At 64.8% G+C, this 12,727-nt stretch carries 9 protein-coding genes; 5 read left to right on the forward strand and 4 right to left on the reverse strand.

From position 1 onward, the window contains the following. Window positions 1-49: 49 nt before the first annotated feature. The gene (locus tag I6F36_RS16455) at window positions 50-1,156 is read right to left on the reverse strand and encodes a TRAP transporter substrate-binding protein (protein ID WP_036006206.1); all 1,107 of its coding nucleotides are present in this window, start codon (window positions 1,154-1,156) and stop codon (window positions 50-52) included. 15 nt (window positions 1,157-1,171) lie between these two features. Between I6F36_RS16455 and I6F36_RS16460 the strand changes: the two genes are divergently transcribed. After that, window positions 1,172-1,507: a hypothetical protein gene (locus I6F36_RS16460; protein ID WP_225127317.1), complete on the forward strand. Its 336-nt coding sequence runs from the start codon at window positions 1,172-1,174 to the stop codon at window positions 1,505-1,507. Window positions 1,508-3,885: 2,378 nt separating this feature from the next. Then, entirely contained in the window at window positions 3,886-6,684 is a 2,799-nt protein-coding gene (gene ppc, locus I6F36_RS16465) for a phosphoenolpyruvate carboxylase (protein ID WP_225127315.1), read from the forward strand. A gap of 70 nt (window positions 6,685-6,754) precedes the next feature. Here the strand turns inward: ppc and I6F36_RS16470 are convergent, their stop codons facing one another. The 3 genes from I6F36_RS16470 to I6F36_RS16480 all read right to left on the reverse strand — a co-directional run bounded on the left by I6F36_RS16470 (window position 6,755) and on the right by I6F36_RS16480 (window position 9,414). Next, a complete protein-coding gene (locus tag I6F36_RS16470; protein ID WP_109144458.1) occupies window positions 6,755-7,669 on the reverse strand; it encodes an SDR family NAD(P)-dependent oxidoreductase in 915 nt (304 codons plus the stop codon). Window positions 7,670-7,856: 187 nt separating this feature from the next. Then, entirely contained in the window at window positions 7,857-8,996 is a 1,140-nt protein-coding gene (locus I6F36_RS16475) for a thiolase (protein ID WP_225171777.1), read from the reverse strand. A 4-nt stretch (window positions 8,997-9,000) separates the two neighbouring features. Next, the gene (locus tag I6F36_RS16480) at window positions 9,001-9,414 is read right to left on the reverse strand and encodes a Zn-ribbon domain-containing OB-fold protein (protein ID WP_027558650.1); all 414 of its coding nucleotides are present in this window, start codon (window positions 9,412-9,414) and stop codon (window positions 9,001-9,003) included. Window positions 9,415-9,590: 176 nt separating this feature from the next. On the opposite strand from I6F36_RS16480, the gene I6F36_RS16485 reads away from it, so the two are divergent. The 3 genes from I6F36_RS16485 (at window position 9,591) to I6F36_RS16495 (ending at window position 12,720) form a co-directional block, all read left to right on the forward strand. Then, a complete protein-coding gene (locus I6F36_RS16485) occupies window positions 9,591-10,940 on the forward strand; it encodes an amidase (protein ID WP_225171778.1) in 1,350 nt (449 codons plus the stop codon). After that, window positions 10,933-11,619, forward strand: coding sequence for a DUF2848 domain-containing protein (locus I6F36_RS16490; RefSeq protein WP_225171779.1), 687 nt, complete (start codon window positions 10,933-10,935; stop codon window positions 11,617-11,619). The genes I6F36_RS16485 and I6F36_RS16490 overlap by 8 nt, the downstream gene beginning before the upstream one ends. 354 nt (window positions 11,620-11,973) lie before the next feature. Further along, window positions 11,974-12,720, forward strand: coding sequence for a 2OG-Fe(II) oxygenase (locus tag I6F36_RS16495; protein WP_225171780.1), 747 nt, complete (start codon window positions 11,974-11,976; stop codon window positions 12,718-12,720). Window positions 12,721-12,727: the final 7 nt, after the last annotated feature.

Here is a 12,727-nt window from a genome sequence, read left to right on the forward strand (position 1 = left end):
CCTGCGTGCGAATTGAGGGCGGTCAAATCGGCCGCCCTCGGAGGAAGTCCTATTTCTCGGTTGGGAAGTAGTAGTTCGCCATGAAGGAGTATGGCGGGAAGTAAGACCTCTTGTACGGGACCACAGCGCTGGCATACGCCTTCTGCGAGTCGTGCACCTTCTTGAAGAACGGGTTCCTGGCGCCCTCGGCGGCCGCGATCTCGTCCCATTTCTTGATGAAGGCCAGCAGGATCTCCGTCGGCGTGCGGAGAATCTGTACGCCGTGCTTCTGCTGCATCTCAATCAGCGCATCGGCGTTCTGGCGCTGCCACTTGGTCCACCAGACGAGGAATGTCTCGTTGGCCGCCGACTTGATGATCTCCTGATGTTGCGGGCTGAGCTCCTTCCACACATCGCCGTTGATGACGAGCTCGCCGACCGTCACGTTCTCATGCAAGCCGGGTGAATAGTGATACTTCCAGACGTTGTGGAAGCCGAGCTGCATGTCCTCGATGCCGCCGACCCATTCGGCGCAATCGATCACGCCGCGTTGCGCGGAGGGAATGATTTCTCCGCCCGGCATGTTGACCACCGTGAAGCCGAGCGCCTGCCACACTTCGCCGGCCATGCCGGTCTGGCGGCATTTCATGCCCTTCATGTCCTCGACCGTCTGGATCGGCTTCTTGAACCAGCCGAACGCCTGCGGCCCTGCAGGCAGGATTGGAAACACGACGAGGTTGAGCTTGAGCTCCTTCTGATAAAACTCGTTGTAAAGCTCGAGGCCGCCGCCGTGATAGAGCCAACCCATCACGTCCATGAAGTCCATGCCGAAGGTGCCGCCGGGACCGCCGGTGAACAGGATCGCGGTCTTGTTCTTGCCGGTCCAGTAGCCGGCCCACGCATGCGCTCCGTCGAGCACCTTCTTGTTGGTTGCGTCCAGCACCTCGAACGCCGGCACGACCTGGCCGGCGGGCATCGCCTCGATCTTCAGCGCGCCGGCTGACAGCTTGTTCACTCGATCGACGAAATAGGTGAAGTTGTCATAGAGCGTGAGCGACGCCGGCCATGTGGCCTGCATCTTCAACACCTTCGTCTGCGCCATGACTGTTGTGGTGGATACGACAAACGCCGAAGCGATCAGGGCAACGGCGACCAGTCCCAGAAACATGCGTTTCATGAGCCATCTCCTCCCTTGGACAACGTGACCGCGGCGAACTATTCTCTTCGTTGTTCTTGGTCGCCAAGTCTTCAAACCACGTCTGTCATCATTCTGCCACCATCGCCGCAAGTTGTCATCTTGCTTTCTGGCCGTAGCAAGCGCTGGAATTGGACATGGTCGACTCAGCTCTTGGCCACGAACCTCATTCGTTTGTTGCGCTGGCTGTCGGTGGCAAACCAGACGCCGGGGGCAGCCTTTGGCTGCGGCGGGACGGGGCCAGGCGATGCGGCGCACACCATGCTCGCGTTGCCCGACGGGCAAAACACGCCAATGCAGGTCAAGTGGCGGGAGTGCAAATATTCTGATTGACCGAATTCGCTGTTTCGGGTAAACCGCAGCACATCCCGGCTCGTCAAAGGGACGTTTCGCGATCGTCACGATACGTAGGCCGGGATGCGATGGACGCGGCAGCGCCGCGCGCGTGACGGGATGGCAGGGCGGGCAAACCCGTGAGCCATCGCGATCCGCGGCACGACACGGTGTGGTCACAGCGTTGCTTTTCGGCACTGGGGGCGAGCACGCGCGAGCTTCCGACTGTCCGGGGAGGGACGTCCGCGGACGGCAAAAGCGTGTGGTCCTGACGCCCGGGGTCTGTGCGTCAAGGCTTGCGGTGGTGAAGCGGCCCGACCGGGTGCGCGCATCAGTGATCCGCAAGGCGACGGGGGCAATAGTGCATCGCTCCCCGGGGAGAGCGCGCCATAAGCCGTAAAACCATTGCGCAGGGAAGGCCGGGATGTTCCGGCATCACCTGTGGTCACCCCGCGTGCGTCTTGTCGCGTGCGGACCTTGGGTGCCGGCTGGCGCCCGGCCTTCCCTGCGCCCTTGCTTCTCGATGAGGGCGAAACGGACAGCAAAACTTCGGGCGCCTGCGCCGCGAGACCGCGAAGGCATGTTCTATGAAAGACAAAGAGAAAGCTTCCGTGCCCCGGACGCAGCGCAGCGCGACGCGTCTTCGCGGCGTGGTGCGCTGCTGAGCCGGGGCCCATATTGCGGGCGTTGTGCTCTGTGGCTTCTGGATCCCGGCTCGGCGCAGCAACGCTTGCGGCGTTGCTGCTTGGGGACACGCGATCATGAGCCCGGCCCTGCCGCGCCGCCACCAAGTTCATCTTGCACTGCGCTAGCTCGTAGGATGGGTAGAGCGCAGCGAAACCCATCATCTGTTCGCCGATTGCCATGCTCAGGCTATTCGCCTTCTCTTCAAGAAAAGCATCAAGGCAAAGATTGAGTATGCAAGGCCACACCCCACCATCACAATGAGGTAATGCAGCGCCGTGAATGCGTTTGTCGGCTCACCCGCGGCGTCCGGATCTATTGTGCTCCATAGACCAATGAACGCTGGCAACGCTGCGAGCAAACATCCAAAGACGCACAGGTGGATGATCCATGGTGGGCCTTGCGTCCGCAGAGCAGATACTCCGCCCACCATTGTCACGAAAATGGGGGCGAGCCAAATCCAATCGAAGACGATCAAGAAGGGGCGCGCCATTTAGTCGAACTGCTCCGAATATGAACGACCTTGCCGTTTTGCTTGTTTCGCGGCAGTTCAATCTACAGTTCTGGTGCCATTCAGCCAAGTGCGCGGCGTCCGCTTGTAGCCCGAGCAAGCTCGTGGAATGGGTAGAGCGTCTGCGAAACCCATCAACCTGTCCGCCGATGACGCAACGTGATGGGTTTCGCAGCGCTCTACCCATCCTACGCATTTCGAGATAGCGGAGCCTATTTTTCAGCGCCATGGCTCGTGGTCTGCGCCCCAATCCCTCGCGCTGCCCGTCGGGCAAAACACGCCAAATGCAGGTCAAGGGGCGGGAGTGCAAAATATTCTGATTGACCGAATTCGTTGTTTCGGTTAAACCGTAGCGCATCCCAGCCCGTCAAAGGGACGTTTCGCGATCGTCACGATACGTAGGCCGGGATGCGATGGACGCGGCAGCGCCGGCGCGTGACGGGGTGGCAGGGCGGGCTGAGGCCCGTGAGCCGTCGCGATCCGCGGTACGACACGGCGCGGTCACAGCGTTTCTTTTCGGCATTGGGGCGAGCACGCGCGAGCTTCCGACTGTCTGGGGAGGGACGTCCGCGGACGGCAAAAGCGTGTGGTCCTGACGCCCGGGGTCTGTGCGTCAAGGCTTGCGGTGGTGAAGCGGCCCGACCGGGTGCGCGCATCGATTATCCGCAAGGCGACGGGGGCAATAGTGCATCGCTCCCCGGGGAGAGCGCGCCATAAGCCGTAAAACCATTGCGCAGGGAAGGCCGGGATGTCCGGCATCACCTGTGGTCACCCCGCGTGCGTTTTTCGCGTGCGGACCTGGGTGCCAGCCGGCGCCCGGCCTTCCCTGCGCCCTTGCTTCTCGCTGAGGGCGAAACGGACAGCAAAACTTCGGGCGGACCACGCCGCGAGACCGCGGAGGCGTTTTTATTTCCAGAACTAGCTCATCTCGTGCCCCGGACGCAGCGCAGCGCTTCTTCAGCGATGCGCTGCAGAGCCGGGGCCCATATTGCAGCAATGTGCCCTGCGGCTCTTGGATCCCGGCTCGGCGCAACAACGCTTGCGGCGTTGCTGCTTGTCCGGGACACGCGATCATCACCCCGGCCCTGCCGCGCCGCCATCAAGTTCATCTTGCACTGCGGTAGAAAAATATCGCACACTCCGCCGGACCGGGCCGCCAAGGGCGCGAGCAGGGGAGCGAGCCATGTCCCTCCAGACCGTACCATCCGACAGCACTGAGCAGCGCCCCAACCGCCCTGAGGATGTCCAGGCGATGGAGGCCGATGCCCGGCTGCGGGACGATATCCGCCTGCTCGGGCGCATTCTGGGCGACACCGTGCGCGACCAGGAGGGCGCCGACGTGTTCGACCTGGTCGAGCGCATCAGGCAGACCTCGATCAGGTTCCACCGCGACGAGGACCGGCTCGCCCGCCGCGAGCTCGAGCAGATCCTCGACAGCATGTCGACCTCCGAGACGGTGCGGATCGTCCGCGCCTTCAGCTATTTCTCGCACCTCGCCAACATCGCCGAGGACCAGAACAATATTCGACAGATGCGCGCACGCGCGGCGGCCAAGAATGGCAGCTCCGGCGTGCTGGCGGAGACACTGGCGCACGCCAAGGCGGCGGGCATTGGTCCCGATCAGCTCCGCACCTTCTTCAAGACCGCGCTGGTCAGCCCGGTGTTGACCGCGCATCCGACCGAGGTCCGCCGCAAGAGCACCATGGACCGCGAGATGGAGATCGCAGCCCTGCTCGATCGCCGCGAGCGTGTCGCCATGACCGCGGAGGAGGCCGATGCCGGCGACGAGCAGCTCCGCCGCGAGGTGCTGACGCTGTGGCAGACCAATCTGCTCCGCCGGACCAAGCTCACCGTGCTGGACGAGGTCGCCAACGGGCTGTCGTTCTACGACTACACCTTCCTGCGCGAGGTGCCGCGGCTCATCAACGCGCTGGAGGATCGGCTGGAGGAGGGCGGCGAGCAGGCGGCCGGCGAGCTCGCCTCGTTCCTGCGCATGGGCAGCTGGATCGGCGGCGACCGCGACGGCAATCCCTTCGTCACCGCCGACGTGATGCGCGGCACGCTGCGGCTGCAGTCGAGCCGGGTGATGCAGTTCTATCTCAACGAGCTGCACGTGCTCGGCGCGGAGTTGTCGATCGCAGCCCATCTCGCCGACGTCTCCGAGGAGCTGCGCACCCTGGCGGAGCGCTCGCCGGACACCTCGCCGCACCGGAGCGGCGAGCCCTATCGCCTGGCAGTCTCAGGCATCTATGCCCGCCTCACCGCGACGGCCGAAAAGCTCGAAGTCGAGATCACGCGCCGGCCTGTCGGCAAAGCGGCGCCTTACGAGAGCGTCAGGGAGCTGCTGGCCGATCTCGACGTGCTGCATCGCTCGCTGATCTCCAACAACGCCCGCGTCATCGCCCGCGGCCGGCTGCGGCTCTTGCGCCGCGCGGTGGATTGCTTCGGCTTTCACCTGGCCCGGCTCGACATTCGCCAGAACTCGGCCGTCCACGAGCGCACCATCGCCGAGTTGATCGACGCCGCCAATCCCGGCATGTCCTATCTCGCGCTTGGCGAGGACGCCCGCATCTCGCTGCTGACGAACGAGCTGCGCTCGACGCGCGCGCTGGTCTCGCCCTTCGTCAAATACAGCGACGAGACCATGGGCGAGCTCAACGTGTTCCATGCCGCCGCGGAAGCGCATGCGAAATTCGGCTCGGACGCCATTCCCCAATGCATCATCTCGATGTGCAAGGGCATGTCCGACATGCTCGAGGTCGCCGTGCTCCTGAAGGAGGTCGGCCTCGTCCATCCCTCCGGCCGTAGCGCCATCAACATCGTGCCGCTGTTCGAGACCATCGAGGATTTGCAGGCTTCCAGCGGCATCATGGACCGCATGCTGTCGTTGCACGATTACCGCCGGCTCGTCGACAGCCGCGGCAGCGTGCAGGAGGTCATGCTTGGGTACTCCGACAGCAACAAGGACGGCGGCTTCGTCACCTCGGGCTGGGAGCTCTACAAGGCCGAGATCGGCCTCGTCGAAGTGTTCGAGCGGCACCACGTGCGCTTACGTCTGTTCCACGGCCGCGGCGGCTCCGTGGGGCGCGGCGGCGGGCCGAGCTATGACGCCATCATCGCGCAGCCCGGCGGCGCGGTGAACGGCCAGATCCGCATCACCGAGCAGGGCGAGATCATCTCGTCGAAATATTCCAACACCGAGGTCGGCCGCAACAATCTGGAAATCCTCGCCGCGGCGACGCTGGAGGCAAGTCTGCTGCATCCGCGCCAGAGCGCGCCGCGCCGCGAATATCTGACCGCGATGGACGAACTCTCGAACCTCGCCTTCAAGGCCTATCGCGGCCTCGTCTACGAGACCGAAGGCTTCGTCGAGTACTTCTGGTCGTCCACCGTCATCAACGAGATCGCCACGCTTAACATCGGCAGCCGTCCGGCTTCGCGCAAAAAGACCCGCGCGATCGAGGATCTGCGCGCGATTCCCTGGGTGTTCTCGTGGGCGCAATGTCGCCTGATGCTGCCGGGCTGGTACGGCTTCGGCAGCGCGGTCGAGCAGTGGATCGCGGAGCATCCAGAGCAGGGCATGCCGTTCCTGAAAGAGCTCTACCAGGAATGGCCGTTCTTCCGCATGCTGCTGTCGAACATGGACATGGTGCTGGCCAAGAGCTCGATCGCGATCGCCTCGCGCTATGCCGAACTGGTGCCGGACGAAGCCTTGCGCGAAAAAATCTTTGGCCGCATCCGCCGCGAATGGCATTCCTGCATCGAGACGCTGCTCGACATCATGGGCCAGGACCGGCTGCTCCAGGGCAACCCGCTGCTGGAGCGCTCCGTGCGCCACCGCTTCCCCTATCTCGATCCGCTCAACCACGTGCAGGTTGAGCTCTTGAGAGAGCACCGCGCGCAGAACCCCGACGAGCAGGTGCTGCGCGGGATCCAGCTGACGATCAACGGGATTTCGGCGGGCTTGCGGAATACGGGGTAGGGCGAATTGCGAATGGCGAGTAGCGAATAGAAACCCTATTCGCCATTCGCCACTCCCTATTCGCGCAATCTCACACCGGATCCCAGGTGAAGATGTCGGCCGAACGATCGAGCTTGTAGAACGAGCCCTTCAGCGCCGGCATGCCGTGTTCCGCGATCGACTGCGGAGTCCAGCCTTCGCTCCGCTGCACCGAGCGGATCGGACGGTTCTGGCTGAACAGGAAGATCTCGTTCATGCGCACGCCAAAAATCTGGCCGGTGACGTCCTTGGCGGAATCGCCGAGCAGGTAGCCGCAGAGCGGCGCGATCTTCTCCGGGCCCATCTGCTTGATCTTCTCGACGCGCGCCTTCTCGGCGTCGGTCTCGGTCGGGATGGTGCCGATCATGCGGGTCCAGGCGAACGGCGAGACGCAGTTGGAGCGGACGTTGAAGCGGCCCATGTCGAGCGCGATCGACTTCGACAGCCCGACGATGCCGAGCTTGGCCGCGGCGTAGTTGGCTTGGCCGAAATTGCCGATCAGGCCGGAGGTCGAGGTGAAGTGCACGAACGAGCCCGACTCCTGCTCGCGGAAGATGCGCGCTGCGGCGTGGCTGACGTAGAACGAGCCCATCAGATGCACCTTGATGACGGCTTCGAACGCTTCCACGCTCATCTTGTGGAAGATCATGTCGCGCAGGATGCCGGCATTGTTGACGACGCCGTCGAGCCGGCCGAAATGATCGGTCGCGGTCTTCACGATCTTGCTGGCGGGGATCGCTTCCGCGACGCTCTCGAAATTGGCGACCGCCGTGCCGCCGCGCTTCTTGATCTCCTCGACCACCTCCTCGGCAGGCGCCGCGTTCGCGCCGGCGCCGTCGGCGGCTCCGCCGGGATCGTTGACGACGACCTTGGCGCCCTCGGCGGCGCACAGAAGTGCAATCTCGCGCCCGATGCCACGGCCTGCGCCGGTGACGATGATGACCTTGTCTTGCAGTGATTTGCTCATGTGGGTTCTCCGCTATGCGTTCCGGCGTTTCTTACCTCGCCCCGCTTGCGGGGAGAGGTCGGATCGCATCGAAGATGCGATCCGGGTGAGGGGGTACAGGTCTCGCGGCCATCTCATCCGTGGAGAGAGGCCCCTCACCCCAACCCTCTCCCCGTAAGAACGGGGAGAGGGAGAGGCGAGCGGCGCATTACCTCTCGTTCGTAAACACGATCGTGCCACTCGCCGCGAACATGCCGCCGACGCCGTGGCACACCGAAATCTTCGCGTTCGGCACCTGTGCCGGCGCGATGCCGCGCATCTGGCGCACGCTCTCCTGCAGCGCGTACATGCCGTACATGCCCGAATGCATGTAGGACAGGCCGCCGCCATTGGTGTTGAGCGGCAGTTTCCCGCCGGGACGCGTGTTGCCGTCGGCGATGAACTGGCCGGTCTCCTCATAGGGCATGAAGCCGAGATCGCCGAGGCCGAACAGCGGCAGATGCGCGAACGCGTCGTAGATCATGAGATGGTCGACGTCGCCGTGGGCGATGCCGGCTTCCTTGAACGCCAGCGGCCCGGCGGTCTTGAACGCACGCGAGGAGTTGAACGTCTCCATCTGGCTGACCATCGGCGTCTCGACGCTCTCGCCGGTGCCCATGATGTAGACCGGCTTGCGCGGAAAATCCCTGGCGCGGTCGGCCGAGGTCAGGATCAGCGCGCCGCCGCCGTCGGTGACGAGGCAGCACTGCAGAAGCCGGAACGGATAGGCGATCATGCGCGAGTTGAGGACATCGTTGACCGTGATCGGCTCCTTCATCATCGCGCGCGGATTCTTCGCCGCCCATTCCCGCTGCACCACCGCCACTGAGGCAAGCTGCTCGTGGGTGATGCCGTAGGTCTTCATGAAGCGCAGCACGGGAATCGGGAACATGCTTGGCGGGCCGTAGACGCCGAAAGGAGCCTCGAACTGGCCGTTGAGGCTGTCGGCCGGCGTCGAGCGCGGCAGTTTGCCGATCATCGACTTGCCGCTCTCGGCATGGGTGATCAGCACGGTCTTGCACAGGCCGGCCTCGATCGCCGCAGCGGCATGGCGGACATGCAGCATGAAGGAGCAACCGCCGACCGAGGTGCCGTCCACCCAGGTCGGCTTGATGCCGAGATAGTGGCAGACCTGCTGCGGCGTTTCGACGGCGGTGGCAAAGCCGTCGATGTCGGACAGCTTCAGCCCGGCGTCGGCAATGGTGTTGAGCGCGGCATCCGCGTGCAGCTGGAGCTGCGAGGCGGTCGGGATGACACCGAGCTCGGTGGTCTCGGCTGCGCCGACGACGGCAACCTGGTTCTTGCGCATGGCCTTACCCCTTCGCCGGGCGGAAGACGGGGAGGGTGATCTTGTCGTCGAGCTCCTGGAACGCGACCTCGAGCTTCATGTCGAGTTCGAGCGCCTCGGGGGTCTGCGGGCAGTCGATGATGTTGCTCATCATCCGCGGGCCCTCGTCGAGCTCGACCACCGCGATGGCGTAAGGCGGCGTGAAGCCCGGCGCGGCCGGACGATGGTTGATCACGTAGCTGTAGAGAAAGCCCTTGCCGCTGGCCTTGAAGATGCTGACCTTGCGCGAGGCGCAGGAGGGGCAGAACGGGCGCGGCGGGAAGTAGACATGGGCACAGGCATCGCAGCGCTGCAGGCGCAATTCGCCGGCCTTGGTGCCGTCCCAGAAGTGCTGGGTCTCCGGCGTCGGTTTCGGTCGCGCGCGCTGCGGTTCGGCCATGTGGGCGGCTCCTCCCAAAAGCAGGTCTCGCGCCCGCCGGTTTCGAACTTGATGCGACAATCGACCATGGCGCGTCAACGGTCCAGCAATGCGCATGCATGCCATCATGCGCACAATGCTTGTGTCGAGCTGAGCCAGCGCTATAGATTGCGCGCGAAATATTCCGTGAGACAGACATGCCTGATTTTCCGACACTGGCGCAGCTTGCCGAAGACCTCGAAAGCGGCCGCACCACCTCCCGCAAATTGGTCGAGGCCTGCCTCGCCAGGATCGCCGACCCCGCGGGCGAGGGCCAGCGCGCCTTCATCCATGTCGACAAGGACGCCGCGCTCGCGGCGGCGGATGCGATGGATGGCTTGCGCAAGGCCAAGGCGGCGCCGTCGCGCTATGCGGGCATCCCGGTCTCGATCAAGGATCTGTTCGACATCAAGGGCCAGGTGACGCGCGCCGGCTCGCGCGCGCTGGATGACTCAGCCCCTGCCGAGCACGATGCCGCGACGGTGGCGCGGCTGCGCAAGGCCGGCTTCGTCGTGATTGGCCGCACCAACATGACCGAGTTCGCCTATTCCGGCATCGGCATCAATCCGCATTTTGGCACGCCGAAGGGGGTCTGGAACCGGTCCGAAGGCCACGTGCCGGGCGGCTCGTCCGCCGGCGCGGCGGTGTCCGTGCTCGACGGCATGGCGCATGGCGCGCTCGGCACCGACACCGGCGGCTCCTGCCGGATTCCGGCTGCCTTCAACGGCATCGTCGGCTACAAGCCGACGCAGCGCCGCGTGCCGCTCGACGGCTCGGTGCCGCTGTCGTTCTCGCTCGATAGCATCGGGCCGCTGGCACGATCGGTCAGTTGCTGTGCCATACTCGATGCCGTGCTCGCGGCCGAGCCGATCGTCGCCTTGAGGCCGCGGCCGATCCAGGGCATGCGCCTCGCGGTGCCCACCACGATCGCGCTCGACGACCTCGACGCAGAGGTGGCCAAGACCTTCGAGCGCGCGCTGAAGACGCTGTCCGATCACGGCGCCATCGTCGAGCGTATCGAGATGGCGGAGTTCCATGACGTCGGTCCGATGAACGCGAAGGGCGGTTTCGCGGCGTCCGAGAGCTATGCCTGGCACCGCTATCTGATCACGGCCAAGGGCGACGTCTACGATCCCAGGGTCGCGGTGCGCATCATGCGCGGCGAGGCGCAGAGCGCGGCCGACTACATCGACCTGCTCAACGAACGCCGCTCGCTGATCGCGCGCGTCAATGCGCGCATCGCGCCCTATGATGCGCTGGTGCTGCCGACCACGCCCAACACACCGCCGAAGATCGCCGACCTCGCCGACGATCAGGCGTTCACCCGCGAGAACATCCGCGCCTTGCGCAATTGCAGCCTGATCAACCTGATCGACGGGTGCGCCATCTCGCTGCCCTGTCATCGCGAGGGCGACGTTCCCGTCGGCCTGATGCTGGCGGGCGCAGGAGGCTCGGACCGCCGTATCTTCGAGCTTGCTGCCGGCATGGAGGCCGTCATCCGTGTTTGATCTCACTTTCACCGTCGATGCCCAGGACACCACCACGCCGCTGACGCTGGCGATCGACCAGCTGGTCATCGCCGGCTGGACCGGCCGCGACACGGTCGCGCGCGACAAGCACATCGCCGAGCTGGAGGAGATGGGCATCGCCCGCCCGGCCTCGACGCCGATCTACTATCGCGCCTCGGCGCGCCGGCTGACCCAGGAGGACAGCATCGAATGCACCGGTGGCGATTCCTCCGGCGAGGTCGAATTCGTGCTGATCGGCTGGCAGGGCCGCATCTTCGTCGGCTGCGGCTCCGACCACACCGACCGCAAGGTCGAGGCCTACAACGTCACTGTGTCCAAGCAGATGTGCGACAAGCCGATCGCCTCGACGCTGTGGGAGCTCGAGGACGTCATCGGCCATTGGGACAAGATGATCCTGCGCTCCTACGCCACCATCAAAGGCGAGCGCGTGCTCTACCAGGAGGGCACGTTGGATGCGATGCTGCCGGTCGCCGACCTCATCGCGCGCGGCTTTGACGGTGGCAAGTTCCCAGCCGGCTGCGCCATGTTCGGCGGCACGTTCGCCGCCAAGGGCGGCATCCGCCCGGCCGACCGCTTCGACTTCGAGCTGGAAGACCCCGTGCTGAAGCGAACGATCAGGCACGGCTACGACGTGGCGACGTTGCCGGTGAGGGGGTAACTCGCGCCACAAGCGACGGCCTCGTAGGGTGGGCAAAGCGAAGCGTGCCCACGTATTGCGAAGACGTGGGCACGGCGCAAGAGCGCCTTTGCCCACCCTACGAAACTGCCGGTGAGGGGCTGATCTCTCTCCGCGGAACTAGTCTGGATTGCTTCGTCGCAAGGGCTCCTCGCAATGACGGGAGAGATACGGAAATCGGGTGGCCGTGGCGGTCGCCGTCTGCCACACCCCGTCATTCCGGGGCGCGCCCACTTGGGCGCGAGCCCGGAATCCATACTCCCGATCGTGGTTATGGATTCCGGGCTCGCGACTTCGTCGCGCCCCGGAATGACGGATGTGAATGGGATGATTGCTATGGCCATCGCGAAACGCGTTTCCGCACCAGACTCCGTTCCCAACCTCGCCGCCCATGTCGACGCCCTCGACTGGCCGCAGATCACCGCCGAGCTCGACACCCAGGGCTGCGCCGTCCTGAAGAACCTGCTGACGCCTGACCAATGCCGCGCCATCGCCGCGCTCTACCCGGACGATGCGCACTTCCGCAGCCGCATCGTGATGGGCCGCCACGGCTTCGGCCGCGGCGAGTACAAGTACTTCGCCTATCCGCTGCCCGATCTGATCGCGCAGCTGCGCCCGGCGCTCTACGCGCATCTTCAAGCCGTCGCCAATCGCTGGAACGAGGCGATGGGGATCGACATCCGCTATCCCGCCGCACACGCGGCGTTCCTGAAGCGCTGCCACGATGCCGGGCAGGCGCGGCCGACGCCCCTGCTGCTGCAATATGAGGCCGGTGATTACAATTGCCTGCACCAGGACCTCTATGGCGAGCACGTGTTCCCGCTCCAGGTCGCGATCCTGCTCTCCGAGCCCGGACGCGACTTCACCGGTGGCGAGTTCGTGCTGACCGAGCAGCGCCCGCGCATGCAGTCTCGCGCCGAGGTGGTGCCGCTGGCACAGGGCGATGCGGTCGCCTTCGCTGTGCATCATCGTCCGGTGCAGGGGACACGCGGCACCTACCGCGTTAATCTCCGCCACGGCGTCAGCCGGATCAGGTCCGGCCAGCGCCACACGCTGGGTGTGATTTTTCACGATGCCAAATGAGCGGAGC

The sequence above is a fragment of the Bradyrhizobium sp. BRP19 genome, assembly GCF_020194195.1.
Taxonomy (GTDB): Bacteria; Pseudomonadota; Alphaproteobacteria; order Rhizobiales; family Xanthobacteraceae; genus Bradyrhizobium; species Bradyrhizobium yuanmingense.

What these genes read in the sequence shown, in the direction of transcription:
- I6F36_RS16470 (WP_109144458.1), bottom strand. Translation starts at nt 7,669, where the DNA reads ATGAGCAAATCACTGCAAGACAAGGTCATCATCGTCACCGGCGCAGGC.
- ppc (WP_225127315.1), top strand. Translation starts at nt 3,886, where the DNA reads ATGTCCCTCCAGACCGTACCATCCGACAGCACTGAGCAGCGCCCCAAC.
- I6F36_RS16495 (WP_225171780.1), top strand. Translation starts at nt 11,974, where the DNA reads ATGGCCATCGCGAAACGCGTTTCCGCACCAGACTCCGTTCCCAACCTC.
- I6F36_RS16455 (WP_036006206.1), bottom strand. Translation starts at nt 1,156, where the DNA reads ATGAAACGCATGTTTCTGGGACTGGTCGCCGTTGCCCTGATCGCTTCG.
- I6F36_RS16485 (WP_225171778.1), top strand. Translation starts at nt 9,591, where the DNA reads ATGCCTGATTTTCCGACACTGGCGCAGCTTGCCGAAGACCTCGAAAGC.
- I6F36_RS16480 (WP_027558650.1), bottom strand. Translation starts at nt 9,414, where the DNA reads ATGGCCGAACCGCAGCGCGCGCGACCGAAACCGACGCCGGAGACCCAG.
- I6F36_RS16475 (WP_225171777.1), bottom strand. Translation starts at nt 8,996, where the DNA reads ATGCGCAAGAACCAGGTTGCCGTCGTCGGCGCAGCCGAGACCACCGAG.